The organism is Streptomyces sp. H27-H1 (genome assembly GCF_026627445.1).
In the GTDB taxonomy this organism is placed as follows: domain Bacteria; phylum Actinomycetota; class Actinomycetes; order Streptomycetales; family Streptomycetaceae; genus Streptomyces.
Map to the genome: position 1 here is coordinate 95071 of NZ_JAPNLJ010000015.1, position 26254 is coordinate 121324.

General features: G+C 73.1%; 24 protein-coding genes and 1 pseudogene. 14 read left to right on the forward strand and 11 right to left on the reverse strand.

Going from position 1 to position 26254, the window contains the following annotated elements; translation table 11 throughout:
- Positions 1–123: 123 nt before the first annotated feature.
- Positions 124–407, forward strand: a pseudogene (locus OTB20_RS42810) (heavy metal translocating P-type ATPase); the annotation flags it as partial.
- Here the strand turns inward: OTB20_RS42810 and OTB20_RS18400 are convergent.
- A complete protein-coding gene (locus OTB20_RS18400) occupies positions 395–841 on the reverse strand; it encodes a DUF3224 domain-containing protein (RefSeq protein WP_267818827.1) in 447 nt (148 codons plus the stop codon). The pseudogene OTB20_RS42810 and the gene OTB20_RS18400 sit on opposite strands and share 13 nt — an antisense overlap.
- Before the next feature lie 143 nt (positions 842–984).
- On the opposite strand from OTB20_RS18400, the gene OTB20_RS18405 reads away from it, so the two are divergent.
- Positions 985–2040: a helix-turn-helix transcriptional regulator gene (locus OTB20_RS18405; protein ID WP_267818983.1), complete on the forward strand. Its 1056-nt coding sequence runs from the start codon at positions 985–987 to the stop codon at positions 2038–2040.
- A 37-nt stretch (positions 2041–2077) separates the two neighbouring features.
- Here OTB20_RS18405 and OTB20_RS18410 read toward each other — a convergent pair whose 3' ends face one another.
- Both OTB20_RS18410 and OTB20_RS18415 read right to left on the reverse strand, forming a co-directional pair.
- Positions 2078–2479 (reverse strand): S26 family signal peptidase, encoded by a 402-nt coding sequence (locus OTB20_RS18410; RefSeq protein WP_267818829.1) that lies wholly within the window; start codon positions 2477–2479, stop codon positions 2078–2080.
- 55 nt (positions 2480–2534) lie between these two features.
- On the reverse strand, positions 2535–3038 hold the full coding sequence (locus tag OTB20_RS18415) for a hypothetical protein (protein WP_267818830.1): 504 nt from the start codon (positions 3036–3038) through the stop codon (positions 2535–2537).
- A 74-nt stretch (positions 3039–3112) separates the two neighbouring features.
- On the opposite strand from OTB20_RS18415, the gene OTB20_RS18420 reads away from it, so the two are divergent.
- Positions 3113–3454, forward strand: a complete 342-nt coding sequence (locus OTB20_RS18420) for a hypothetical protein (protein WP_267818832.1) — start codon at positions 3113–3115, stop codon at positions 3452–3454.
- Here OTB20_RS18420 and OTB20_RS18425 read toward each other — a convergent pair.
- The 3 genes from OTB20_RS18425 to OTB20_RS18435 form a co-directional block, all read right to left on the reverse strand.
- The gene (locus OTB20_RS18425) at positions 3421–3966 is read right to left on the reverse strand and encodes an adenylate kinase (RefSeq protein ID WP_267818833.1); all 546 of its coding nucleotides are present in this window, start codon (positions 3964–3966) and stop codon (positions 3421–3423) included. The two genes, OTB20_RS18420 and OTB20_RS18425, sit on opposite strands and share 34 nt — an antisense overlap.
- A gap of 44 nt (positions 3967–4010) precedes the next feature.
- Positions 4011–4847 carry a MerR family transcriptional regulator gene (locus OTB20_RS18430; RefSeq protein ID WP_267818834.1) on the reverse strand — a complete coding sequence of 279 codons (837 nt, stop codon included), beginning with the start codon at positions 4845–4847 and terminating at the stop codon, positions 4011–4013.
- A 73-nt stretch (positions 4848–4920) separates the two neighbouring features.
- On the reverse strand, positions 4921–5496 hold the full coding sequence (locus OTB20_RS18435) for a hypothetical protein (protein WP_267818836.1): 576 nt from the start codon (positions 5494–5496) through the stop codon (positions 4921–4923).
- Positions 5497–6339: 843 nt separating this feature from the next.
- Here OTB20_RS18435 and OTB20_RS18440 point away from each other — a divergent pair.
- A complete protein-coding gene (locus OTB20_RS18440; protein ID WP_267818837.1) occupies positions 6340–7569 on the forward strand; it encodes an MFS transporter in 1230 nt (409 codons plus the stop codon).
- 878 nt (positions 7570–8447) lie between these two features.
- On the opposite strand, the gene OTB20_RS18445 is transcribed toward OTB20_RS18440, so the two are convergent.
- Positions 8448–8606 (reverse strand): hypothetical protein, encoded by a 159-nt coding sequence (locus tag OTB20_RS18445; RefSeq protein ID WP_267818838.1) that lies wholly within the window; start codon positions 8604–8606, stop codon positions 8448–8450.
- Between OTB20_RS18445 and OTB20_RS18450 the strand changes: the two genes are divergently transcribed.
- Entirely contained in the window at positions 8605–9225 is a 621-nt protein-coding gene (locus OTB20_RS18450) for a peptidoglycan-binding domain-containing protein (protein ID WP_267818839.1), read from the forward strand. The genes OTB20_RS18445 and OTB20_RS18450 overlap by 2 nt on opposite strands.
- Before the next feature lie 47 nt (positions 9226–9272).
- Here the strand turns inward: OTB20_RS18450 and OTB20_RS18455 are convergent, their stop codons facing one another.
- Entirely contained in the window at positions 9273–10016 is a 744-nt protein-coding gene (locus tag OTB20_RS18455; protein WP_267818841.1) for an SDR family NAD(P)-dependent oxidoreductase, read from the reverse strand.
- Positions 10017–10206: 190 nt separating this feature from the next.
- On the opposite strand from OTB20_RS18455, the gene OTB20_RS18460 reads away from it, so the two are divergent.
- The 4 genes from OTB20_RS18460 to OTB20_RS18475 all read left to right on the forward strand — a co-directional run bounded on the left by OTB20_RS18460 (position 10207) and on the right by OTB20_RS18475 (position 16856).
- A complete protein-coding gene (locus OTB20_RS18460; RefSeq protein WP_267818843.1) occupies positions 10207–11286 on the forward strand; it encodes an RNA ligase (ATP) in 1080 nt (359 codons plus the stop codon).
- Between the two features lie 756 nt (positions 11287–12042).
- Positions 12043–12591, forward strand: coding sequence for an HD domain-containing protein (locus OTB20_RS18465; RefSeq protein WP_267818845.1), 549 nt, complete (start codon positions 12043–12045; stop codon positions 12589–12591).
- A 651-nt stretch (positions 12592–13242) separates the two neighbouring features.
- Positions 13243–15786, forward strand: coding sequence for a glycoside hydrolase family 3 C-terminal domain-containing protein (locus tag OTB20_RS18470; protein ID WP_420716436.1), 2544 nt, complete (start codon positions 13243–13245; stop codon positions 15784–15786).
- A gap of 23 nt (positions 15787–15809) precedes the next feature.
- Positions 15810–16856 (forward strand): LacI family DNA-binding transcriptional regulator, encoded by a 1047-nt coding sequence (locus tag OTB20_RS18475; RefSeq protein ID WP_267818847.1) that lies wholly within the window; start codon positions 15810–15812, stop codon positions 16854–16856.
- Positions 16857–17102: 246 nt separating this feature from the next.
- On the opposite strand, the gene OTB20_RS18480 is transcribed toward OTB20_RS18475, so the two are convergent.
- Both OTB20_RS18480 and OTB20_RS18485 read right to left on the reverse strand, forming a co-directional pair.
- Complete coding sequence (locus OTB20_RS18480) at positions 17103–17618, reverse strand: putative immunity protein (protein ID WP_267818848.1); 516 nt, start codon at positions 17616–17618, stop codon at positions 17103–17105.
- A gap of 109 nt (positions 17619–17727) precedes the next feature.
- Positions 17728–19056 (reverse strand): ROK family transcriptional regulator, encoded by a 1329-nt coding sequence (locus OTB20_RS18485; protein WP_267818849.1) that lies wholly within the window; start codon positions 19054–19056, stop codon positions 17728–17730.
- Positions 19057–19251: 195 nt separating this feature from the next.
- Between OTB20_RS18485 and OTB20_RS18490 the strand changes: the two genes are divergently transcribed.
- From OTB20_RS18490 to OTB20_RS18510, 5 genes are all read left to right on the forward strand, one after another.
- Positions 19252–20568: an ABC transporter substrate-binding protein gene (locus OTB20_RS18490; protein WP_267818851.1), complete on the forward strand. Its 1317-nt coding sequence runs from the start codon at positions 19252–19254 to the stop codon at positions 20566–20568.
- 10 nt (positions 20569–20578) lie between these two features.
- The gene (locus OTB20_RS18495) at positions 20579–21550 is read left to right on the forward strand and encodes a carbohydrate ABC transporter permease (protein ID WP_267818852.1); all 972 of its coding nucleotides are present in this window, start codon (positions 20579–20581) and stop codon (positions 21548–21550) included.
- On the forward strand, positions 21543–22451 hold the full coding sequence (locus OTB20_RS18500) for a carbohydrate ABC transporter permease (protein ID WP_267818854.1): 909 nt from the start codon (positions 21543–21545) through the stop codon (positions 22449–22451). Before OTB20_RS18495 ends, OTB20_RS18500 begins: the two co-directional genes overlap by 8 nt.
- A complete protein-coding gene (locus OTB20_RS18505) occupies positions 22448–23842 on the forward strand; it encodes a GH1 family beta-glucosidase (protein WP_267818856.1) in 1395 nt (464 codons plus the stop codon). Before OTB20_RS18500 ends, OTB20_RS18505 begins: the two co-directional genes overlap by 4 nt.
- Positions 23843–23997: 155 nt before the next feature.
- The gene (locus OTB20_RS18510) at positions 23998–24915 is read left to right on the forward strand and encodes an NADP-dependent oxidoreductase (RefSeq protein ID WP_267818986.1); all 918 of its coding nucleotides are present in this window, start codon (positions 23998–24000) and stop codon (positions 24913–24915) included.
- A gap of 263 nt (positions 24916–25178) precedes the next feature.
- On the opposite strand, the gene OTB20_RS18515 is transcribed toward OTB20_RS18510, so the two are convergent.
- On the reverse strand, positions 25179–26252 hold the full coding sequence (locus tag OTB20_RS18515) for a DUF1996 domain-containing protein (protein ID WP_267818858.1): 1074 nt from the start codon (positions 26250–26252) through the stop codon (positions 25179–25181).
- Positions 26253–26254 lie beyond the last annotated feature (2 nt).

Sequence of the window (26254 nt, forward strand, 5' to 3'; positions counted from 1 at the left end):
ACACGGGACCCTTGCCCGGCCGCCGGGCTGGTTGCTACGCCCGGTCGCCGTGGTGCACGTGCGCCAGCACCTGCTGGAGCAGGGCGACGACGTCCGCGTCGTGGAGCTCGTAGACCACGCTGCACCGTCGGCGTGGCGATGGGCGCGGCCGGCTCGGCCGTGGCCCTGGAGACGGCCGACATCGCCCTGATGTCCGACGACCTGCGCCGGCTCCCCTTCATCACCGGCCTCAGCCGCCGCGCGAGCCGTGCCATCCGCCAGAACCTCTGGCTGAGCCTCGGCATCGTGGCGGTACTCGTCCCGGCCACCGCCCTGGCCTCGGCATCGGCCCGGCGGTCCTGGTCCACGAGGGCTCCACCCTCGTGGTCGTCGCCAACGCGCTGCGCCTGCTGCGCTACGCGGACTGATCCGGGGCCGCGAGTTCGTAGTCGAAGGCGTACTCGACCGACGTCTCGCCGTAGCGGTGGGCGAAGGAGCCGGTGCCGCTGAGACCGGTCAAACCGCCGGTACCCGAGCCGGGGACCACTTCGAACCGGCAGTGGGTACCGGTGGCGTCGAAGGTGCCGCGTTCCTCCAGTACGAAGCCGCCCTCGCGGCCGTCGACGGTGCCGGTGACGAGCTCCATGCCGGCGAAGGTGCCGACGCTCTCCCCGGTGTAGGCCACGGTGTAGGAGCAGGTCGTCGCGGGGGCGGTGAGGGCGCCGGTGAAGGAGTTGGTGACCGTGGCGCGGGCCAGGCGGGGGAAGACGTCTTCCGGGCCGACCGGGTGCTCCTCCCAGCCCTTGAAGGTGAAGCCGTTGGCGGTGGGTGCGGTGGCGGGAGTGGCGGTGGGCGTCTGCACGGGGCCTCCTGGGGCGGGGTGTGTCGGATCGTGCGGGTACGGGACGGGTGTGGGGCCGTGGTCGTTCGGACCGGCAGCCCGTCTGCGCACAGCCTGGACGGCAAACCTGCCATCTCCTGTCAGGTATGCCGGACAATGACGCCATGCGCGCCGACCGGCTCCTCTCCCTCCTCCTGCTGCTCCAGAACCGCGGCCGGATGACCGCCCCCGAGCTCGCCGCCGAGCTGGAGGTCTCCGTCCGTACCGTGTACCGGGACGTCGAGGCGCTCGGCGCCTCCGGGATCCCCGTCCAGGCGGACCGCGGGCCGACAGGTGGGTTCCGCCTGGTCGACGGCTACCGGACCCGCCTCACCGGGCTCACCGACGTCCAGGCCGGCTCCCTGTTCCTCGCGGGCGCCCCCGGCCCCGCCCGGGACCTCGGACTCGGCGCGGACCTCACCGCCGCCCAGCTGAAACTCCAGGCCGCCCTCCCCGCCCAACTCGCCGACCGGGCCCGCCTGATCCAGCAGCGCTTCCACCTCGACGCGCCCGCCTGGTTCCGCGACGCAGACCCCGTACCGCACCTCGCGCAGATCGCCCAAGCGGTCTGGGACCAGCGGATTGTGCGGACCCATTACCGCCGCTGGAGCGGCGCCGTCCACCGTGTGCTGTGGCCGCTCGGCCTCGTCCTCAAGGGCGGCATCTGGTACCTGGTCGCACGGGCTGCGGAGGGCGGGGAGGACGCATCGGCTTCGGGGCAGGCCGAGGGAGCCGTGCGGACCTACCGGGTGGGCCGGTTCCTCGCCGTGGACACCCTCGGCGAGGGCTTCGAACGCCCCGAGGGCTTCGAACTCGCCGCGTACTGGGAGGAGTCCGCCCGCCGCATGGAGGCGGCCACGCGCCGGAAGACCGCCGTCGTACGGCTCTCCCCGCGCGCCATACGCCTGCTGCCGATGTGGTTCGGGGCGGCGGGAGTCCGGGCCCTGGCCACCGCCGGGCCGTCCGACGCGGAAGGCTGGGTACGCGTGGAACTCGCCGTCGAGTCGGAGCCCATGGCCGTCGGCGACCTGCTCCGCCTCGGCGCGGAGGCCGAGGTGCTCGGCCCGCCGGAACTGCGCCGGGCCCTCGCGGACGCGGTGGCCGAGCTGGCCGTGCGGTACCGCGCGGGATCCGATGGCCCCGGCTCCGGCACTGACCCCGGAACTGACCTCCGGCACTGACCCCGGCCGGGAGGACCGGGCACGGTAAGAGGAAGAACTAGGAAGGCCCGCGCGTACCGGTTGCTCCCGGCGCTTCGTGCCTTCCCGGCGGTCCGGTCGCGCGGACCTTGGCCACCGCAGCGGGGCGGGGGACGCCGTCCACCGCCAGGCAGATGCCGAAGACGCGGTCGTGGCCGGTCCAGCCGTTGACACGGCCCCGGTTGTTGGAGATCTGGACCCGGCGGCGCGAGGCGTCCACGGCCGTGACGAGGTGCAGGTACACGGTGCCGGACACCCGGGCCAGCACGATGTCCCCCGGCTCCAGCAGGGCGGGGTCGGCCGGGGCGACGCGGACGCGTTGGCGGCTGTGGACGAGCGGGACCATGGACGTGCCGGTGGGCCGGAACTCCACCGTCGCGCCCGCGCGGACACGGTCTGCCTGGACGTCGAGCATTCCCATCCGGCGAGTGTGCCCCGATGCCGTGGCCCAGGGGTACCGGATTTCGGGGGCCCCCTCAGAGCGCCGCCGGCGGCTCGACCTCCAGGAAGCGGCGGCGCCGGGGACCGCGGTACAGCAGGCAGACCCAGCCGAGTTCTTCGAGCGCGGCCGCGCAGACCGTGAGGCGTTCCTGCTCCTCCTCGGCCGCGCCGCCGCCCGCCGGGCCGAGCCAGGTCACCTCGACGCGGCCGTCGCCGGACGCGGAGGGGCCCACCCGGTACCCGGTCCGTGTGCGACGGCCGCCCGGGTCCTGCGGATCCCGCGCCGACGGCGGGAGACCCGCCGCCTCCAGTACGAGGGCCACCGCGCGTTGCATCAGCCGGAGCTCCCACGGGGCCGGAACCCCCGCGCCCGACGGGCCGTTGACGAGTCGGCGGATCTGCAGCAGGCCTTCGTGGGCGGTACGGAGCTGCGCCGCCCGCCCCGCTTCGGACGGTGCGGGGCCGTCGCCGCTCGCGGGTTCGAAGCCCTGCCCGGGTGTGTTCACGTACGGCTGCCCCTCGTCCGGTCCGGTCCGCATCTGAGTACCTCACACCCAACGGTCTGAGTACCCGGCCCGATTCCCGCAGCCGCCGCGGCTGATCGAATGGGGGCATGACCTCAGAGAGCGCCACCGTTACGGCGATCGCCACCGCGCCCACCGCGAACCGCCCGCGCATGCAGCAGCGGGTGACCACCGCCGGCTCGGCGCTGGCCGTGGCCCTGGTCCCGCTCGTGGTCGGAGTCCTGGTGGCCAAGGGGCTCGCCGCCGATCCGCACGCACCGGTCAACGCCCTGATCACCGGCGGCGGCCAGCGCGCCGGGCTGCCGCGGTCGGAGTGGCGCCGCCGCGGGCACGCCACGATGCGCCGCCTGCGCACGGCCCGGCGCGGAACCGTGCGCGGCGCCGCACTGGGGCGCGCCTACGTCAGGGGCGGGCGCCCGACGGGTTGCTGAGCACGCAGCCAGACGTCGGTGGCCTTCGGAGAACGCAGCCGGACCACCCGCAGCGGGGCGTACCGCGCGTCCCCGGCCAGCCGGCCGATCTCCCCGCGCCGGGACGCGTACTGGGACCAGGCCCACCACGCGGGATGGTCGGCGAGCAGCCACTCGCGCCACCGCTCCCGGTTGCCGCCGAACAGCCGCTCCCGCAGCAGGCTCCGGCGCAGCGAGCGCAGCAGCACCCGGCGCATGACGGTGCGGCGCGGTTGGTCCAGCCACACCACGGTGTCGGCCCGCCGCCACAGCAGCTCGCGCGCCGCCTCGGGCCCGTGGGAGTCGAGGATCCACCGGTCGCCCTCGGCGATCCGGGCCAGGTCCGCGACGTAGGACGGGCTGACGGCCCATCCCGGCCCGGAAAAGTGCAGCACATCCATCTCGTGGTACGGCAGCCCGTGCAGTCGCCCCAACTCCCGGGCCAGGGTGGACTTGCCGGCTCCGCTGATGCCGACGACGAGTACGCGTTGCATCAGCGGAGCCTAACCGGTGGGGGGAACGGCCCCTGGGGTGTGCCCTACACGCCGAGCGGCTCCTGGAGTTCGGTGACCCACTGGTCGCGGTCCTCCGGGCAGGCCAGGGACAGCTCGCGCGCGTAGCCGGCGGAGCGTTCCCCGTTCGCGCCGATCCACTGGGCCAGGGCCTGCGCGGTCGGCAGTACCGAGTCCATCGACCCCCGGTGCACGACCGTCGCGGCCCGCTCGACTGCGGGCAGGACCACGATCCGTACGTCGCCCCCGAGGTCCTCGGCCCGCACGGAGGCGGCCACCGGGACCCCGGCGTGGACCAGGACGGCGCCGGGCCGCGCCGAGTCGCCGGCATCCTCGTAGTAGGCGATGCCCGGGGCGGTCGGCGTGACACCGGCGGTCCGGATCCGGTGCAGCAGGTCGTCGTAGAGCGGGCCGATGACCGGGCCGATGTCCTGCGGCTCGTAGCTGCCCGCGACCCCGCTCAGCTCGGCGAGGCGGACGGGCGGAAGGCTCTTCACGACGATGTCGATGGAAGACATGGATCCCTCGTTCTCGATGATCCGGAGCCTCGTCTCGACCTGGGTCAGCCGGGCCGCCGCGGCGGCCATGGCCGACTCCAGTTCCGCCTGCCGCAGCCGCAGCATGCCGCGCAGTTCCTCCGCGCCCACCAGCTCGTCGAGTATCGACCCCACCTGTTCCAGGCTGAAGCCGAGCTCTTTGAGCGCGATGACACGGTTGAGGCGGGCGAGTTGCCCGGCCTCGTAGTAGCGGTAGCCACTGGCGGGGTCGACACGGGCCGGGTGGAGCAGTCCGAGGGCGTCGTAATGGCGCAGCATGCGGACCGACACCCGGCCGTGCTTGGCGAAGTCTCCGATGGTGAACATGACGCCTTCCAGTGGAGGCCCTGACACGGTGTGAGGGTCAAGCCCACCCAGAATATGCGTCCATCGGGCCAGGTCAGCGGGTGGACTGGCGAATACAGAGATCCACGATGGAGGGCGGTACGGAACCTTCCGCGGCCGCGCACAACTCGTCCGTGCGGGACGCAGGCGGTCCGGGGTTCCGTGCGGGGCGGACCGGGCGGGCCGGACGTGCGGAGGCCTTCTCGGGCGGGTGCGCGCGGCGCGGTGCGGCCGGCTTCGCGCGCCGTTCGGCGGCGGGTCGGGGGGCCTTGGCGGAGCGCCGGGCGGGCTCGCGTCCGGCATCGGAGCCGTCGGCGTCGTAGCCGGCGTCGGATCGGCCGGTGCCGGTTCGGGTGGCGTCGGGTCGGCCGGCGTCGGGTCGGTCGGTGCCGGGCCGCGCCGGGAGTTCGACGAGGGGCAGCGGCGGCTCGGCGGGGAGCGCGAGCGGATCGGGCGCGGGGGAGGTCACGGCGGAGGCGGCGTCCTGCGGGTGGTCGAGCTCCGGCGCATCGGCGGGCGGTACGGAGCCGCGTGCGGGCACGTCGGGAACGCGTGGGCCACCGGACGACACACAGCCGGCGCTCGCGAGGAGGGCGACGAGGGAAAGGGGCAGGACCCGGCGCAGCTGCATCGGACCACCATGCCGCACGCCGGGCGGCCCGGTTCCCGCGCTCAGGCGTGTGGGTGAGGCGGCGGCGAAGCGGGAGCGGATTCGGCACGGGCGGGGAGGACGGGTGGGGCGCGGAGGCGCCTACGCGGGCTGGGCCGGGCGCGAACGAGGGCCGGGAGGGCCGAGCAGGGCGGGGAGGGCCGTGGAAGCGGGCCGGGAGGGCTGCCGGAGCGGGCCGTCACGGGTCGGGAGGGTTGCCGGAGTGGGCCCGGAACGGCCGCGCAGACGTCGCTGGAACGGTTCTGCGCGCTCACTGTGATCGTTTCTTCCGCGCCGGGAGGTTCACCGGACCGGGAGGACGCGCACGTGGACGGGGGTGGACCTGGCGGGGAAATCCGGACAAGGTTCGGATGGGAACGACAGTACGGATGCCGGGGGAGGCGCGACCCCCGGTGCTCCGCATTGCCGTGCCGGCTCCCCGGACCGGACCCGCCCGACCGGCGGGAACGCTCCGGTGGGCCACCCGCCTGCCCGTCTGCCTCGCCCCGTACGGAGTCCCGCCCCATGACCGCAGCCCCCGCGCCCGGCAACGACGCACGCCCCCCGACCCCGGACCGCTCGCCGCCCCCCTCCCCGGCCTCTGTCCCCGGCCAGGGTTCCGATCCGGGTTCCGGTCCGGCTGCGGACTCCGGCCCCGTGCCGGACGCGGGCTCCGGGAGTGACTCCCTCCCCGGGGGCCCGCCCCCTGAGCCCGTCTCCGCGTCGGCCGAATCGGCAACGCCGGTCGCGTTGGCCGCGTCGGCCGAGGCCAAACCGCCGGGCAACCCTGTCGCCGGGTGGCGGGGATGGGGGGCCGTAGGCGCCGTGGCGCTCGGCATCTTCTGCCTCATCACCTCCGAGTTGCTGCCCGTCGGCCTGCTCACCTCCGTGGGCGCCGATCTCGGTGTGTCCGACGGCACCGCCGGGCTGATGGTCACCGTGCCCGGACTCGTCGCGGGATTCTGCGCGCCCCTCGTCACGGTCGGCGCCGGCCGGATCGACCGGCGGTGGGTGCTGGTGGTGCTGATCGCCCTGATGGCCGCCGCCAATCTGGTCGCCGCCCTCGCCCCGGGCTTCGGGGTGCTGCTGGCCGCCCGGCTGCTCGTCGGCGTCAGCGTCGGCGGGTTCTGGGCCATAGCTGGTGGGCTCGCCGTCCGCCTGGTCCCCGCGCACCACGTCGGCCGGGCCACCGCGCTCGTCTTCGGCGGGGTCCCCACCGCCTCGGTGCTCGGCGTCCCCGCCGGGACGCTGCTCGGTGAACTCGGCGGCTGGCGCTTCGCCTTCGCGGCCGTGGGCGGGCTCGGAGCCCTCACCCTGGCCGCACTGCTCCTGCTGCTTCCCCCGCTGCCGCCGACCCGCACCATCACCTTCGGGCAACTCCCCGCCCTGCTCCGGCGCAACCCTGCGGTCCGGGTCGGAGTGGCCGTCACCTTCCTTGTGGTGACGGGGCAGTTCGCCGCGTACACGTTCGTCCGACCGATCCTGCAGGAGGTGTCCGGTGTGGACGCCGGCTACGTGAGCACCCTCCTCCTCGGGTACGGAATCGCGGGCGTGGCGGGCAACTTCCTGGCGGGAGCGCGCGACCCGTACCGCACGCTGCTCACGGTCGGCGCCGCGCTAGCCGTGATCCTGGCGTTGATCGCCACCGTGCCGGGCGGGGTCGCCGGGACGGTGCTGCTGCTTGCCTGGGGGCTCGTGTTCGGCGGCGTCTCGGTCAGCCTCCAGAGCTGGATGATCAAGGCCGCTCCGGACGATGCGGAGGCCGCCTCCTCGCTGATGGTCGCGATGTTCAACCTGGCCATCGCCGCGGGCGCGTTGTCCGGCGGTCTCGCGGTCGACGGGATCTCGGTGCCCGCCGCCCCGTTGGCCGGAGCCGCCCTGATGGCCCTGGCGGCCGTCACCGTCCGCGTCACCTCGACTTCCCGCACGGGCACGGGCACGGACACCGGCACCGGCACCGGCACCGGCACGGGGCTTGGCATGGGCAAGGCGGCCGACGTCGGCATCGAGGGTCTCGCCGACCCCCGCGAGGCTTCACCGGTCGATCAGCGGTAGACCGGCCGTGGGCCGTGGGGCCGGAGTTGACCGTCCGCTGGGCGGACGGTCAGCCGTTCAGCCTGGCAGGGGGACTACCCCGCCGGGCCTTTCCGATGAACGCGCCATCCCCAGACGGTGCGGATGGGGCGAATCGGACATCCGGCTTGACCTGGGGCATCTCCTGGGGAAAGAGTGCGCCGGTCGAGCACCACCGTCCGGACCGACCCCGCCCGCACCCTCCGGACGCCAAGCACCACCGCACGAGCCGCACCTCGGAGACATCTCGCATGCTGCCCATATCCGCCCTCTCTCCGCTCGCTGCGGCCGCGGTCGGCGGTCACGTCCCGGTCGCCCCCGGCGCACCGGCCCCGGCGCCCCGCGCCCATGGCGCCCCGCTCGTGGCCCCCGCAACCTGCACTGGTGCGCTCGGAGTCGCCGGCCCCTACGGGCAGTCCATCGAGAACGACGGCGGCCGCCACACCTCCTGGGTCGAAGCCCGACACGGCGGCGCAGTGGCCGAGGCCCCCTCCCTACCCGTCACCGCCCCTTCGCGGGCGGCCTCCCGGGCAACCAGGCCCGCGCGCCGCACCCCCGGAGCGCCCCCGCGGTCGCACTCCGGGGGGCGTGCGGCGGTTCCGGAGCGGGCGGTCCGGTCGGCGGGCTCGCCCCGGCCGGTGCGGGCGCGCCCCCGGCGATCGGCGGCGCCCGTGTTCCGGCCGCCGGTGTCGGCGCCGGCAGAGTCCTGACCGCCCGGCGGCGCAGGACTTGACCGACTGGGTACGGGGGCGGACACCGCACCGCCGCGCCCGCCCCCGTACCCGCCGGAAGACAACCGTGTCCCCTGACCCCGATGAGAGTGGGATCGTGCCCGACGAGGATCGCTTGCTCGTACGCCCCTACGTAGCCCCTTCGGACCCGCCGTCGGGCTCCTCGGCCCCGGCCTGGCCCGAGGAGTCCGGGCGGATCTTCGTACCGACGCGCTTCGGGCCGCCCGCCACGGTGGCAGAGCCGGCGCGCGGGCCCGGGTCTGTGCGCCGGCCCGAGCGTTCGTTCATGCCCGAGCGTTCGTTCATGCCCGAGCCGATGCGCATGCCCGACCCGGAGCCCGCGCCGCGGACGGCGCCCTCGGCGGGCCGTGCCGGCGACCGGCGTGCCGGCCGGCTCCCGTTCGTCGTACTCGCCCTGCTCGCGCTCGCCGCAGCGGGGGGCCTCGCGTTCCTCATGAGCAGCCCCGACCCGGAGCCGCCGCGGGCCGTGGCCCCGCCGGGCCTGTCCGTGCCGGTCCTCCCCCAGCGCAGCCCGGGGGCGGGCGAGGAGCCGACGCCGGCCGCGGAGCCCGTACGCCCGACCGCGCCCGGCGCCTCGTCCACGACGGCTCCGCCGGCCGCCGGTCCGACCGGCCCGCAGACGGGAACGAGCCGGGCACCGAAGCCGACGGGCCCGACGGGCACGCGCCCGGGACCGGGCGGGACGCTGAGCCCGGGGGACCGCGGGGCCGAGGTGCGCGCCCTGCAGGAACGGCTCCACGCGCAGGGGTTCACGTACGTCTCCGCGACCGGGGTCTATGACGCGCAGACCCGGCGCGGTGTCCATCAGCTCCAGCAGAACCGGAGCATCGAGGGCGACCCGCCGGGCGTCTACGGCCCGGCCACCCGGGCGGCCTTCGGAGGCTGACGAGGCCGGTCCCGGCGACAGGACGAGAAGGGGCCGGCGGCGGCCGCTCAGCGCCCGCCGGCGACGCGCAGGACCGTCCCGGTGGTGTACGCGGCGTCCGGGGACAGCAGCCAGGCGATGGCGGCGGCGACCTCCACCGGCTGCCCCGCCCGCCCGAGCGGGATCTCGGCGGCCGCGAGGGCCGGGCGGTCGGGGTCGCCCATGGCGGCGTGCATATCGGTGTCGATGATGCCGGGGGCCACGGCGTTGACCCGGATCCCGTTCGGGCCCAGTTCCTTGGCGAGTCCCAGGGTCAGGGTGTCGGTGGCGGCCTTGGTCGCGGCGTAATGGACGTAGCGGCCGGGGCTGCCGAGGGTGGCGGCCGCGGAGGAGACGTTGACGATTGCTCCGCCGCCCGACTCGGCCATGTCCCGGGCGGCCCGGCGGCAGCAGAGCAGGTACCCGAGGAGGTTCACGTCGAGGACCCGGCGCAGGTCCTCGGTCCGGACGTCGGCGAGCCGGCCCGGAGCGCCGGTCACCCCGGCGTTGTTGACCAGACCGGTGACCGCACCGAACTCGGCTCCGGCGATGTCGAAGAGCCGGTCCACGCCGCACTCCTCGGAGGTGTCACCGCGCACGGTGACGCACCGGGCACCGGCCTCCCGTACCCGCTCGGCCGTGGCCTTGGCGGCCGCGTCGTCGCGGAGGTAGCCGAGTACGAGATCGTGCCCGTCGGCGGCGAGCCGGATGCACGTGGCGGCGCCGATGCCGCGACTGCCTCCCGTGACGATGGTGACTGGACGGCGTGGCATTGAGCCTCCTGGGTGATGCAGTACCCCGTGTCGTGCCCACACCTGGGATTGCCGCAGGCTAGCACCCGGAAATGCCGTGGACCAGCGGAAATGGCGTCCTGCAGAGTGCTGGCGGAGCCCCTGCCCGAGGCCTTGCCCGAGCCCCTGGTGGAACTCCTGTCCGATGCCACCCATTTAGAGGAGCACCGTCATGTCGACCCTGCGGGTCGCCGTCGAAGAACTCGTAGTCCATCCGCACCCGAACGCCGATGCCCTGGAACTCGCGCAAGTCGGCCTCTACCGGGCGGTCGTCGCGAAGAGCGCATACCGCACCGGCGACTTCGCGCTCTACATCCCCGAACAGGCCGTACTCCCGGATGAGTTGATCGCGGAACTCGGACTCACCGGTCGCCTGGCCGGCGCCGACGCCAACCGGGTCAAGGCCGTTCGGCTGCGCGGCGAACTGTCCCAGGGCCTCGTCTGCCTGCCGCGCGCGCTGAACGGCGTGGACCTTGCGCGGGCGGCCGAAGAGGGTACGGACTTCGCCGAGAAGCTCGGCGTCGTCAAGTGGGTCCCGCCGGTCCCGACGACCATGAGCGGTGACGTGGAGGCCGCCGCCGAGCTGCTCCCGTGGGTGGACATCGAGAACATCCAGCGCTACCCGGACATCTTCGAGCCCGGCGAGCCCGTCGTCCTCACCGAGAAACTGCACGGCACCGCCTGCCTGTTGACCTACCTCGCCGAAGACGGCCGGGTGCTGGTCTCCTCCAAGGGCTTCGGATCCCGGGGTCTGGCGCTCCGCGAGGACGAGCGCAACCTCTACTGGCGGGCCGTCCGCGGCCACGGCGTCCCCGAGGCCGCCGCCCGGCTGGCGGAGCGGCTGGGGGCGACCCGGGTCGGGATCTTCGGCGAGGTCTTCGGGCAGGGCGTCCAGGACCTGGCCTATGGGACCGACGTACGCCGCACGGCCGACGCGCCACCCGGGTACGCCGTGTTCGACGTCTCCGCCGAGATCGACGGGCAGGTGCGGTGGCTGGACCCGGAAGAGGTGCTGGCCGACGCCGAACTCCCTTTGGTTCCTCGCCTGTTTGAGGGGCCGTGCGACCTCGACACGGTCCTGGAGTGGGCGAGCGGCCGGGAGACCGTATCCGGCCGGAGCCTGCACCTGCGCGAGGGCGTCGTCATCCGCCCGGCAACGGAACGCTACAGCGGGCTGCTCGGAGGGCGAGCCATCGCGAAGGCGGTCAGCCCGGCCTACCTGACGCGCAAGGGGGGCACGGAGTACGAGTGAGGCCCGGGGGCGGGGGCCGGCCCGGATCGGGGACCCGGCCGCCGGGTGCATCCCGGTCGGCCGGTCCCCATGCCCGGCCGTCCGTCCGTCCGAGACGGCCGTCGGGGCCTGCATGGACCGAAAGAGCGGGCCGGAGGCGTTCAACGATGGGATGAATGATCCTGTGTGGGGACGCCTCTCGGCTGAGGCGCGGCGAGAAGTGGGCCTTCTCGTTGCTGCCGGTCGCAACGTGCAGGCCATCGCCGTGATGTGTGAGCGTGCAAGCGAGCCAAGGCCGGTGATCCATGAGTGCGTGGACCTGTTGGATCAACGTTTCACGACACTTCGGGGCCGGGGCGGTGGAGAATCACGCCGCTGATCAGGGAGCGCCGGCGCAGGGTGGATTCCCTGACGGGGTGGTGCCTGTGAGGTCGGCCACCATCGCAGGCTCGACCATGTCCTCGCGGTGGCGTGGGCGGATGTCGTAAGCGCGGGCGAGGCAAGCAGGCACTCGGTTCGGCGTCCGGGCGCCGACTCTCCCAGGAATCGGGGAGGCGGCTGTTGAGCTGCCCGAACGCGCCATCTTGCCGTCATACGGCGAAGCGCCCGCACACCGTGCCCCACAGGCTCCCTTCCCGGGCCCTTGTGCCTGCCGGATGCGGGCGCCTGACGGCTTCGGGCAGTGCGCGGGCGGTGCACGCACCCCCATGGCCAGTCTGGCCCGATGCCTCGACTCGACCTCCTCGCCCGGGCGCTCGACGCCCCGGCGACCCGCCGTTGCGGCCCCTGCCCGAGGCCGTGGGCGCGCTGCTGCGCGAGTTGGCCGCGCCGCCGCGGCTCGCGGCGCATCTGCGGCTCGTGCACGACGTGGCGTACGAACTCACCCAATGGCTGGCCGAGTTCCAGCCGGCACTGGCCTTCGACCGTGAGGCGGCGCTCTTCGGCGCGGCCACGCACGACATAGGCAAGGTGGTGCACACCGCCGAGCTCGAGGGGCCCGGGTCCGCGCACGAGCCGGCCGGGCGAGAGCTGCTCCTCGCGCACGGATTCACGCCGGGTGAGGCCCGCTTCGCCGCCACTCATGGCTCCTGGGGGGAGCCCGCAGTGAGTGTCGAGGAGTTGCTGGTCAGCACTGCCGACAAGGTGTGGAAGGGCAAGAGGGTCACTGACCTGGAGGACCTGCTCCTGGACCACCTGGTACGCGTTTCAGCGCCCGGCACCGAGCGTTGGGAGGCCTACCTCGGACTCGACGAACTGCTCGCCCGGCTCGCGGGGGGCGCGGACGCCCGCCTTGCCTTCCAGGCGGCCTACCCGGTCCGCGTCTGAGCCCACTGGATCGGGCAAGGGGCTTCCAGCTTTGGGAGACGCGGCTGGAGATCGTTCCGGGCGACGCCGCGGGTGAGTCCAGCGGGTGGCCCCGTATGCCGGAGCCGCTCCGAGGCCGCCACCGGCAGTGCCGGGCATCAGCCGGTGCGGGGGCAGGGTGTGAGGGGGTGTCTGGGGCACATGGATGTGCGCCAGTCCACCGGTCGGCCGCGGTGAAGTGGTCGACGGGGCTGTCGTCATACATCTGGCGGCTGACCGACGGCCCGTTCAGGGACGGGCCGAGATCGCCCTGCACAATGAGGAAGGGTTCCCGCCCGAACAACTCCGGGCTCGCGGCGAGGGCCTGCAATGCCGCTGCCCGGCACTTCTGCCTACTCGTTCGGGCCCCCACCGGGAGCTGCCCCCCGGTGAGCGGATCCGCGCACACGCAAGCAGCGAGCGTCCGAACGCAGCCACCCGCCGCGCGTGCAGGGGTTCACGGGCAACGGGCGGGCTGTGGCCCAGCCCTGCCCGCCCTGGTGTTCGGTTCTGCCCAGCGCCATGCCCGGCTTTGTCCTGCCCAGCCCGGCGCCCTGCCCAGAGGTCCCCGCCCCGCCCTCCCGGCCCGCTCCGGTCCGGGCCCGTTGACAGTCCGTCCAGTGCGCCGGGATCATGTGGGAGAGCGCTCTCCCAACGATCCGGACGGCTGGTGTGCAAGAGGTGGTCATACGTGACGGTGACGTGGAACGACTGCTGGACAAGCTGGATCCCGGGCAGCGGGTGAGCCTGCTGACGGGTGCCGATACCTGGCGGACCCGTCCGGAACCGGACGTGGGGCTGCGGGAGATCGTGTTCTCGGACGGTCCGGCCGGGGTACGGGGGCCCGGTTGGGACGAGCGGTGCACCTCGGCCCTGCTGCCCTCGCCCACCGCCCTCGGGGCCCTGTGGGACGAGGACCGGGTCCGCCGGCTCGGCGAGCTGCTCGGCGACGAGGCCCGGCGCAAGGGCGTTCACGTGGTCCTTGCCCCGGCCCTCAACCTGCACCGCAGCCCGCTCGCCGGGCGTCACTTCGAGTGCTTCTCCGAAGACCCGTTGCTCGCGGGTCGTACGGGGGCGGCCCTCATCCGCGGAATCCAGTCGCGCGGAGTGGCCGCGACGGCGAAGCACTACGTGGCCAACGACTCCGAGACGGAGCGGCTCACCCTCGACGTACGGCTCGACGAGCGGGTGCTGCGCGAGCTCTACCTCGCACCCTTCGAGGCCGCCGTCCAGGCCGGGGTATGGCTGGTCATGTCGGCGTACAACAAGGTCAACGGCGTCACCATGAGCGAGAGTTCCCTGCTCCGCGAGCCCTTGAAGGGGGAATGGGGATTCGACGGCGTGATCGTCTCCGACTGGGGCGGCGTCCGTTCCACCGTCGCCTCGGCCGTCTCCGCGCAGGACCTGGCGATGCCGGGCCCCCGGGGTCCGTGGGGCGAGGAGCTGCTGGAAGCCCTGGCGAGCGGCCGGGTCCCGGCGGAAGCGGTCGAGGACAAGACGCGCAGACTCCTGCGCCTGGCCTCCCGCGTGGGCGCCCTCACCCCCGGCGGCGCACCCTCGGACCGGGTGCCGGCCCCGGATCTGGCACCGGCCCCGAACCTGGAACCGCCCCTCCCGCCCGGCCCGGGCCCCGGAGCGTTGCGGCAGGAGCTGCGGGCAGCGGCTGCCGCCGGGTTCGTGTTGCTGGAGAACCGGGGGCTACTACCCCTGGAACGCGGGGCGTTGGACCGGGTCGCCGTCATCGGGGTGCACGCCGGCGACCCCCGTGTCCAGGGCGGCGGCAGTTCCGAGGTGTTCCCGCAGCACGTGGTCAGCCCGCTCGACGGGCTCCGCGACGCCCTGGGGCCGGGCATCCGGGTCGCCTACGAACCGGGCCCCGCGCCCGAGGGCGGCGGCGGGCAGGCTCCGCTGGGCGCGCGGTACGGCCGCGATCCGGAAGGCGGCGCCCCCGGCGTGCGGTTGCGCGTGCTCGATGCCGTCGGGACGGTGCTGAGCACCACCCATCAGCCCTCCGGCCGGGTACTGGAACCGGAGCTGCCGCCCGGAGCCCGCACCGTCGAGCTCGCCGCCGTCCTCCACCCCGACACGTCCGGACCCTGGACCCTCGGACTCGGCGGTTTCGGCGCACTGAGCCTCACCGTCGACGGAACGGCGGTCCTCGAGGGCGTGTTCCCGCCCGAGACCGAGGATCCGGCCGTCATCCACGTCCGCCCGCCCCAGCACACCGCCCGGATCCCGCTCACGGCAGGCCGCACGGTCCATGTCGTGGCCCGGCGCGAACTCGCTTCCGGCACGGGCCGGGCGACCGTCCTCACCGCCGCCCCACCCGTCCCCGACCCCGCCGAGGCGCTCGCCGCCGCCGTCGCCGCGGCCGGGTCGGCCGACGTGGCCGTCGTGGTCGTCGGCACCACCGAAGGCGGCGAGTCCGAGGGCTTCGACCGGGCCTCGCTGCGACTGCCCGCGCCGCAGGACGAGTTGGTGGCAGCGGTCACCCGCGCGAATCCTCGTACCGTCGTCGTCGTCAACTCCGGCGGCCCCGTCGAGCTGCCCTGGCGCGAAGCCGCCGGAGCCGTCCTCCTTACCTGGTTCCCCGGCCAGGAGGCCGGGCACGCACTCGCCGACGTCCTCCTCGGCAGCGCCGAGCCCGGCGGGCGGCTCCCCACCACCTGGCCGGCCACCCTCGACGACGCCCCCGTACGCACCACGCAGCCCACCGGGGGCCGGCTCCCGTACGAGGAGGGCCTGCACATCGGTCACCGCGCCTGGCTGCGGACGGGCGCAGCCGGCCCGGCTCCCGCGTACTGGTTCGGGCACGGACTCGGCTACACCACCTGGGAGTTGGAGCGGCTCGGCACGCCCGAACCGACCCGCGGCGGGGGCTACGAGGTCCCGGTGACCCTCCACAACACCGGCACCCGGCGCGGCCGCGAAGTCGTCCAGATCCACCTGTCCCGACCGGACTCCGCGATCGAGCGCCCGGTGAGCTGGCTCGCGGGCTGGGTGGCGGCCGAGGCGGAGCCGGGGGAGCGGGCGACCGCGTACGTACGGATCCCCGCGCGGGCCCTGCAGCACTGGTCGGAGGGGGCCGCGGGCTGGACGGCGGAGCCGGGCCGGTTCACGGTCCTGGCCGGTCGCAGCGCGGGCGACCTGCCGCTCCGGGGGGCGATCGACGTCTGAGCGCGGGCGGCTACAGTGCGGCCATGGACGCAGCGAGCACGGCCACCGGCACGGGGCCCGGCACCGGAACGGCCCCGACCCTGGAGGACGTGGCCCGCGCCGCCGGGGTGTCCCGGGCCACGGTGTCCCGCGTGGTCAACGGGGTCCGTAATGTCGACCCCGCCATCCAGCAGGCGGTCCAGCAGGCCGTCGCCGCGACCGGATACGTGCCGAACCGCGCGGCCCGCTCCCTGGTGACCCGGCGCTCGGGGGCGGTGGCGCTCGTGGTCTCGGGCGCGGGCGCGGACACCGGCCGGGTGTTCCAGGACCCCTTCTTCGGGCGGGTCGTGAGCGGGGTCGTACGGGCCCTGCGCCCGCGCGGAGTACATCCGGTGCTGCTGTTCGCCGACGGGGAGGCGGACCGGGCACAGGTGCTCGCGTACCTCACCCAGGGCGGCGCGGACGGAGCGCTGCTCGTGACCACCGACGGCCGCGACCCGCTGCCCGGCCTGCTCGCGCACGCCGGCCTGCCCGCGGTGCTCTTCGCCCGCCCGGCGCCCGAGGTTCCGCTGGACTGGGTCGACCTGCGCCACCGCGAGGGCGGGGCGCTGGCCGCGCGGCACCTCCTCGACCGGGGCTGCGGGCGGCTCGTCGCCATCGGCGGCCCGGCGGACGTGCCGGCGAGCCGGGACCGGGTGGCGGGCTTCCGGGAGGCGTTGGCCGACACGGCGGTACCGGTGGCCGAGGCCGACTTCACGCTGGACGGCGGCGAGCAGGCGATGCGCGTGCTGCTGGCCGAACACCCCGATCTGGACGGAGTGTTCGCGGCGAACGACCTGATGGCCCAGGGCGCCTGCCTGGTGCTGCGCGAGCACGGCCGCCGGATTCCCGAGGACGTGGCGGTGGTCGGCTTCGACGACTCCGGCGCGGCGGTGGCCGCCAGGCCCCGTCTGACGACGGTCCGCCAGCCGGTGGAGGAGATGGCGGCGGAGATGGTCCGCCTCCTCCTGGACCGGGTGGACGGCACGGCCGCACCCGAGTCGGTGGAGGTGCTCTTCGACCCGGAGCTGGTGGTGCGCGACTCGGCGTGAGCGCCGGCCGCTGCCGAGCCAACTCGGCAGGGAGGCGAGCTGTGTCCCGGAAGGACGGATCGGCGCGCCCGGACCCGCCTGCCCGCAGCCGGTCCTGGGCCTCGTCGTCGAGCACGGCTGCCACGGTGGGTGGTCCGTGACCGAGGAGGTTCCGCTTCCGCTGCGCTCGGCCGAGGGCCCCTTCATCCCGCGCGCCGGTCCGGCCGGGCGGGGTGAAGGGGCCGCCCGCACCCGGTGGGACCGGGCTCAGTCGTCGAACACCGACCAGCAGATGTCGTTGCGCAACCGCTGGTCGTCGAGCACGAGTTCGCGGATCGCCTCCGGGAGCCGCTCGCGTTGCCACCGGCACTCCCGTCGCCCCGCGGCCTCGCTCTCGCCTTTCGGCACGGCGGCGCGGGCGGCCTTGATCGCGTAGGCGGCCGCCCCGAGCTCGTGCGCGGCGACGTGGGCGACGGCCCCCGCCTGCCCCGCGGCGTAGGCGGCGTGCCGTGCTGCCCCGCGCAGGTCCCTGGCCGCGCCCATCGCATGCCCGCCCGCCGCGCGAGCGCGGGTCATCGTGACCTCGCCCCGCACCCAGGCCCGGGCGTGCTCGATGGCCTCGCGCGGCCGCGGGTCCGCGGGCCGGGCCGCCTCGAACAGGCCGAGGACGTGCTCCGCGCACGCCGCCGCCCAGAGTGCGAGCAGTCGATGGTCCGCGTCGGTGAGGACGCCGCCCCGGCGGATCGTCACGAAGCGGGGGTCCCGGACCTTCGGGAGGATCACGGTCGGCACTCCTTCGGTCGCGGACGCCCCCGCACCCTACCCGCGCCGCTACCCCCGCCCCCTGCCCGCGCCGCTACCCCCACCCCCTGCCCCACCGCTCCCTCTGCCCCTAACGCTCCCTCTGGCCCCCCGCCGCCGCCACGGAGCCGCCGCGGGTCTGCAGGGAGGTCTGCCAGCCCGGGGCTTCCGTCACGGGCTCCGGCGGGGTCCGGCGCCCGCCCGTCGCGAAGAAGGCCGCCAGCGGGAGGGTGGCCGCACCCACCGTGACCGCGTCCGGGCCCAGCGAGCCCATGTCGATGGTGACCCGGGCGGCCGGGTGGCGCAGCGAGTAGCGCGTCGCGTGTTCCCGTACCGCCGGGAGGATGTGCGGACCCAGCATCAGGCCCGCCCAGCCGCCGATCAGGATCCGCTCCGGCTGGAAGAGGTTGATGACGTCCGACAGGCCAGCGCCCAGGTACTCCGCGGTCTCCTCGAGGACGTTCAGCGCGACCTGGTCTCCGCCGCCGGCCGCCGCCAGCAACGCGGCCAGGGCCTCTTCCTCGTCGCCCGCGACCGAGTCCCCGCCGCCGCCCCGCTCCGCCCACCGCGCCAGCAGGGATTCCGCCCCCGTGTACGCCTCCAGGCAGCCCAGTGCCCCGCAGCGGCAGCGCCGCCCGCGGACCTGCACCGTCAGGTGACCCCACTCCAGCGGTGCGCCCTCGGTGGTGGCGCCGTCCGGGGAACCGTCGGTGATCAGGCTCGCTCCCACACCGGAGCCGAAGAGCACGACCACCGCGTTCCGGGCCCCGCGTCCCGCGCCGAACCACATCTCCGCCTGGCCGAGCGTGCGGGCCCCGTTGTCGATGATGTACGGGACCTCGGGCGGCACGGCTCCCGTCGCGCGCAGCAGCGCCTCCAGCGGGACCGCGTCCCAGCCGATGGTCTGCCCGTGGACCACGGTCCCCCCCGTCGCGTCGCGGTCGACGATGCCGGGTACGCCGATGCCGACCCCCAGGAGCCGGTCCGTCCCGACCCCGGCCTGAGCCAGGACGGTGGCTATCCCGGTCCGTACGTGGTCGACGATCGGGCCGACGTCGTAGCAGCCGCGAGGTTGCAACGGGAGCTCGGTACGCGCGAGTTCGGTGAGGGCCAGGTCGAACAACTCGACCCTGACGCGGGTTTCGCCCACGTCGATGCCGATCATGTGCGCACTGCCGGGCGCCACGCGCAGCAGCGTGCGAGGGCGGCCGCCGTCCGAGTCGACGATCCCGGCCTCCTCCAGCAGTCCGTCCGCGACGAGTTCACCGACCACGTTGCTGACGGACCCCGAGCTCAGCCCGGTCGCGGGGCCCAGTTCCTGCCGGCTCATGGGCCCGCCGAAGTACAACCGCTGCAGCACGGCGCTGCGGTTGCCCCTTCGCAGGTCCCGCACCGTACGTCCACTGCGCCCCGTGGTCATGTGGCTCCTTCCGCCCTGACATCGATCGCAACATACCCTTGCGCGACCCCTTGACGCGACCCTTTCCCGAGGCTTAACTCACGTCCTAAATTAAGGCCTGGAAAGAACGGGGCCGCCGAGCACCCGGTTGGGGCCGGATGCTCGCACCGTTTACCGGCCTATCGCCTCAACCCTGCCGAAAGGGACCGAGCCGCCATGCGTAGAACCCGAGCCGTCGCCGTCACCGCCGTCACCGTCTCCATGCTCGCAGCCGCCACCGCCTGTGGAGGCGGATCCGCGGATGCGGAGGGCTCCAACAAGGCGCCCAAGGAGATCACCTACTGGGCCTCCAACCAAGGCCCCGACATCGCGGCGGACCAGGCGACCCTCGGCCCGGAGCTGAAGAAGTTCGAGGAGCAGACCGGCATAAAGGTCAAGCTCGAAGTGGTCCCGTGGTCCGACCTGCTCAACAGGATCCTGGCCGCCACCGCTTCCGGGCAGGGCCCGGACGTCCTCAACATCGGCAACACCTGGTCCTCCTCCCTGCAGGCCACCGGCGCCCTGCTGCCCTGGGACGCCAAGAACTTCGAAGCGATCGGCGGGAAGGACCGCTTCGTCGACTCCGCCATCGGTTCGGCGGGCGCCGCGGGCAAGGACCCGGCCGCCGTCCCGCTGTACTCGATGTCGTACGCGCTCTACTACAACAAGAAGGTGTTCAAGGAGGCGGGCATCGACAAGCCCCCGGCCACCTGGGACGAGATGGTCACCATCGGCCAGAAGCTGTCCAAGGACGGCAAGTGGGCGCTGGGAGCCGAGGGTTCGAACCTCTCCAACAACATCCACCAGGCCTTCGTCTTCTCCCGCCAGCACGGAGCGGAGTTCTTCGACGCGAGCGGCAAGCCCACCTTCGACTCCGCGGCCAACGTCGACGCCGTCAAGCAGTACGTCGACCTGATGGCCAAGGACAAGATCATTGCCCCGGGCAACGCCGAGTACGACAAGAACCAGTCCCTCCAGGACTTCTCCAACGGCAAGACCGCCATGGTGCTGTGGCAGAGCGCGGCCAGCAGCTTCAAGGCCAACGGGATGAAGGAGGGCGACTGGGGCGTGGCCCCCGTCCCGGTCCCGGCCGGCGGCGCCCCCGGTGCAGGCAAGAACATCAATTCCATGGTCGCCGGCATCAACATGGCGGTCTTCAAGAACACCGACAACATCGACGGCTCGCTGAAGTTCGTGAAGTTCATGACCAGCGACGAGGAGCAGAAGACCCTCAACAAGACCTACGGCTCCATCCCGCCGGTCAAGGCGGCCCAGACGGACGCCGCCTTCGCCAGCGAGGACCTGACGGTGCTCCGCAATACGCTGTCCACCAGCGCCGCCCCGCTCCCGCAGGTCCCCGAGGAGTCGCAGTTCGAGACCGCGGTCGGAACCGCCGTCAAGGAGCTCTTCGCCGACGCCGCGGCCGGCCGCGCGGTGACCACCGAGTCGGTCAAGGCGAAGCTCACCAAGGCCCAGCAGCAGATGCAGAATTGAGTAACCGTTCATGACTTCCGCCACGGCGGGAAGGGTGCGGCGTACCACTGCCCGGGTACGCCGCACCGGGCGCCTGCGCCGCGCCGCCCTGCCCTACCTCCTGCTCCTGCCCGCCCTCCTCTTCGAACTGCTCATCCACCTTGTTCCGATGGTGATGGGCATCGTGATGAGCTTCCGGCAGCTGACCCAGTTCTTCATCCGTGACTGGTCCAGCGCCCCCTGGACGGGCCTCGACAACTACAGCCTCGCCGTGGACATCGACAAGCCCGTCGGCGCGGCGCTGCTCGACTCCTTCTTCACCACCTGCATGTTCACCCTCCTCTCGGTGGCCTTGTGCTGGTTCCTCGGCACCGCCACCGCCGTGTTCATGCAGGAGACCTTCCGCGGCCGCGGACTCCTGCGCGGCCTGTTCCTGATCCCCTACGCACTGCCGGGCTACGCGGCCGTCATCACGTGGGCGTTCATGTTCCAGCGGGACAACGGCCTGGTGAACCACGTCATCCACGACCAGCTGGGCCTCGGCGGCGCCGAGCACACCTTCTGGCTGCTGGGCGAGAACAGCTTCTGGGCCCTGCTGACCGTCTCCGTCTGGAAGGGCTGGCCGTTCGCCTTCCTCATCGTGATGGCCGCGCTCCAGAACATCCCCAAGGACCTCTACGAGGCGGCAGCGCTGGACGGGGCCGGCATCTGGCAGCAGATCCGCCGGATCACGCTGCCCTCGGTCGGCGCCGTCAACCAGGTCCTGATCCTCGTGCTGTTCCTGTGGACCTTCAACGACTTCAACACGCCGTTCGTACTGTTCGGCAAATCGGCCCCCGAAGCGGCCGACCTCATCTCCATCCACATCTACCAATCCAGCTTCGTGACCTGGAACTTCGGCACCGGCTCGGCCATGTCCGTCCTGCTGCTGCTCTTCCTGCTGCTGGTGACCGCCGGCTACCTGTTCTTCACGACGCGGGGACGGAAGGACGCCGATGCCTGACCGCAGCCCCGTACTCGCCCGGCACGGCAGCCCGCGCAAGCAGCCCCGTGCGAGATCACCGCTCGACCCCCCGGTGTCGTTCAAGGTGATCCGGGCCGTCTTCCTCACCGTCCTCGCCTGCTTCGTCGCACTGCCCGTCTACGTCATGGCGGCCAGCTCGCTCAAGCCCCTCAAGGACGTGGCGGGAGAGTTCCGCTGGATCCCCAGCGGACTCACCATCCGCCCCTACATCGACATCTGGCACACGGTCCCGCTGGCCAAGTACTTCATGAACTCGCTCATCGTGGCGGGCTCGGCCACCGCCTGCTCCGTCGTGATCGCCATCTTCGCGGCGTACGGGGTCAGCCGCTACCGCTTCCGCGGCAAGCGCCTGTTCACCGTGACCGTGCTGTCCACCCAGATGTTCCCCGGGATCCTCTTCCTGCTCCCGCTGTTCCTGATCTTCGTGAACATCGGCAACACCACCGGGATCGCCCTGTACGGATCCCGGGCCGGACTGATCCTCACCTACCTCACCTTCTCCCTCCCCTTCTCCATCTGGATGCTCATCGGGTACTTCGACTCGGTACCGCGCGAGCTCGACGAGGCAGCCACCGTGGACGGCTGCGGACCGCTCGGCGCGCTCTTCCGCGTCGTCATCCCCGCCGCGATACCCGGCATCGTCGCCGTGGCCGTCTACGCGTTCATGACCGCCTGGGGCGAAGTGCTCTTCGCCTCCGTCATGACGAACGACGAGACCCGGACCCTCGCCGTCGGACTGCAGGGCTACTCCACGCAGAACGACGTGTACTGGAACCAGATCATGGCCGCCTCGCTCGTCGTCAGCATCCCCATCGTCGCCGGATTCCTGCTGCTGCAGCGGTACTTGGTGGCCGGACTCACGGCAGGAGCCGTCAAATGACCCTTTCCACGGACCGTTTCAACACAGCCCTCACCGACACCTCCGCGGGCCTCATCGACCTCGCCGCCCTGCCGCGCGACTTCGTCTGGGGCACCGCCACCTCCGCCTACCAGATCGAGGGCGCCGTGGCCGAGGACGGCCGCGCCCCCTCCATCTGGGACACCTTCACCCGCGTCCCGGGCGCCATCGACGGCGGACACAACGGCGACACCGCCTGTGACCACTACCACCGCTGGCGCGAAGACATCGACCTGATGCGGCGGCTCGGCACCAACGCCTACCGGCTCTCCGTCGCCTGGCCGCGCGTCATGCCCGGAGGGGACGGCCCGGTCAACGCCAAGGGCCTCGACTTCTACGACCAGTTGATCGACGGCCTGCTCGCCGCCGGCATCGAGCCGTCCGTCACCCTCTACCACTGGGACCTCCCGCAGGCCCTGCAGGACCGGAGAGGCTGGCCCGAGCGGGCCACCGCCGAGCACTTCGCCGCGTACGCCGGGGTCGTGGCGGAGCGCCTCGGGGACCGGGTCACCCAGTGGGCGACGCTCAACGAGCCGCTCTGCTCGGCGTGGATCGGCCACCTGGAAGGCAAGATGGCCCCCGGCGTGAGCGACCTCACCGCCGCCGTCCGCGCCTCCTACCACCTGCTGCTCGGCCACGGCCTGGCCGCACAGGCCATCCGTGCCGCAGCACCCGGCGCGCAGATCGGCATCGTCAACAACCTCTCCACCGTCGAGCCCGCCACCGACAGCGACTCCGACCGTGCGGCCGCCCGCCGGATGGACGGCCACGTCAACCGCTGGTGGCTCGACCCGGTACACGGCCGCGGCTTCCCCGCCGACATGCTGGAGGTCTACGGGGTCGACCTCCCCGAACAGCCCGGCGACCTGGAGACCATCGCCGCCCCGCTGGACTGGATCGGCCTGAACTACTACTTCCCGCAGGTGGTCACCGCCGACCCGCACGGCGCCGCCCCCTACGCCCGGATGATCGACAGGCCGGACGTCCCGCGCACCGGCATGGACTGGGAGGTCGACGCGGACGGCCTGGAGTCCCTCATCATGCGGCTGAGCGAGGAGTACGGCGCCCAGCGCATCCTCATCACCGAGAACGGCTCCTCGTACCCCGACATCGTCGCCCCCGACGGCAGCGTCCACGACCCCGAGCGCACCGCGTACCTGAACGCCCACCTGGCCGCCTGCGCCCGCGCCGCCCGCCGTGGCGCCCCGCTGGCCGGCTACTACGCCTGGTCCCTCCTCGACAACTTCGAATGGGCCTACGGCTTCGACAAGCGGTTCGGACTGGTCCACGTGGACTACGACACCCAGCAGCGCACCGTCAAGACCAGCGGACGCCACTACGCCGACGTGATCGCCGCCCATCGGGCGCTGTAACCACCCGCCCCTCCCCGTCCCGCCGACCGGACCGCTCCGCCGCGCCGCGCCCGCCCCTCCGCCCGGGGCGGGCGCGGCTCTTCGTGGTGGGATGGGGCAGGGGGCGTGTGACTCACGGAGAGGCGAGAGGTATGTCCGAGGACCAAGAGGGCACCATGCGGGCGATGACGTACGACGCGTACGGCGGAGTGGAGGTGCTTTCCGAAACCCGGATCCCGGTGCCCAAGGTAGGCCCCGGAGAGGCTCTGGTACGGGTCCGGTACGCCTCCGTCAACCCCGTCGACTGGAAGATCATGGCGGGCGGACTCGACGGCCTCATGGACGTCGTGTACCCCGTCGTCCCCGGCTGGGACGTGGCCGGGACCGTCGAGTACGCGGGCATCGACACCCCCGAGTTCACCGCCGGCGACGAGGTCATCGCCTACGCCCGCAAGGACTACGTGCACGGCGGCACCTTCGCCGAGTTCGTGACCGTGCCCGTACGGGCCCTCGCGGCCAAGCCCGTCTCCCTGACCTGGCAGCAGGCCGCGGGGCTGCCGCTGGCCGGCCTCACCGCCTACCAGCTGCTGACGCGCCTGGAGACCGGCAAGCAGGACACCGTCCTCGTACACGGCGCCGCGGGCGGCGTCGGCTCCCTGGGCGTGCAGATCGCCCGCTCGCTCGGGGCCCGCGTCATCGGCACCGCCTCCGCCCGCAACCACGACCGGCTGCGCGAGCTGGGCTGCGAACCCGTCGAGTACGGCGACGGGCTCGCGGACCGGGTCCGCGCCCTGGCGCCCGACGGGGTCACCGTCGTCGCCGACTTCGTCGGGGGAGTCCTGGAGACCACCCTCGAGGTACTGGCCGACGGCGGCCGGCACGCCTCCATCGCCGACCACACCGTGCTCGGCGCCGGGGGCCAGTGGATGTGGGTACGTCCCGTCGGCGCCGACCTCGCCGAGCTGGGCCGGCTGGCCGACGCGGGACAGCTCACCGTCACCGTCGCCGAAGCCTTCCCGCTCGCCGAACTGGCGGCCGCCTTCGAGCTCAGCCAGGAAGGACACACCGCCGGAAAGATCGTCCTGGAGCTCTGAGCCGGGCCGGCCGAGCCGGTACGCACGACCGCGCGCCGCCCGGGTCAGGTTCGGGCGGCGCGCGGGGTGTGCGGGGCGTCTGGCCAGGGATCAGGCGTAGACGCCGAAATGGAACAGGGAGTAGCCGTAGCCGGTTCCCCGCTGGGACATGTCGAGGCGGTCGTCGGCCGGTTCAGGGCCACGTTCGTGCCCGGCACCGGCGGCGGGACCACCGTCACCGAGCGCTGCTCGACGCCTACGTTGCCCCGGCCGGAACGGGCGAGCTACGGGAGGCGTCCGTCGGGACCGAGCACGGTGCCGGCCTCCGGGTGGTACTGGTCGTAGCCGCGGTTGTTGCACTGCAGGCCACCCTTGATGCACTGCTGGACCATGGCGTTCAGGGTGCGCTCGTCCCACGCGTTGAAGAAGTCGTAGTGGAAGGAGTGGCCGGACCCGCTGGACAGCCTGACCTGCGACATGTCCCCGCTGACCGGGAAGGCCATCTTGAACTCGACCATCGGGAGCGCGACCGGGTGGGAAGCGGGGCAGACGTTGTCGTTGTTGCCCGGCTTCGTGACCGGGTAGGCCATGTGCGCCTTGTGGTCGGGAGTGTCGAGGCTCTTGCCGTCCCAGCAACTGGGCGACTGCATACGGATGTTGAGCTGGGTGCCGGCCGGGCAGTTGGCCGGGAACTCGGTGTTCTTGAAGCTGTCACCGCACTCCCAGCCCTCGACCCAGCCCTTGTGCCCGCGGAACTCCGCCGCGGTCTGGGTCGGGCTGCCGACCACGAACCGCAGGCCCTTGGGGAAGGGGCGCACGCTCGTGTAGTCGGTGACCCCGGTCTTGTAGTAGATGACCTGGGGGCCGGTGGGCAGGATCTTCTGGTTGCCGTTGAAGAGCGTCGGCATCCAGTAGCCGGACAGGTCGCCGACGGCGGTGCAGGCCGTGCCGCCGGCGCTCAGGGAGGCGGTGGTGCTGTTGGCGTCCGTGCCGGTGTTGCCCAGGAAGGTGTGGTCGTGGGAGGCGCCCGGGCGGCCCGCGAAGACGATCGGGTCGTCGGGCGCGGTCTTGGTGACCGCACAGTTGGCCTGGAACTCGTGGAAGTAGCGGTCCGGCGGGTTGTTCCAGGACGGGGTCACACCCGTGACCTGCGGAACGGCCGGGATGTAGCCGTCACCGTCGGGGTCGTCGCCGCCCGCGAGCGGGGCCACGGCGGAGTGGTCCATGGTCATGTGGACGGCGCCGGAATCGGGCGTTGCCTGGGCGGTGAGCGCGGTGGCGCCGATACCGGCGGCCGCGGTCACGGCGATGGCCGCCGAGACCATGAATGCGGACAGGGTCCGCGGTCGGAGATTCATCG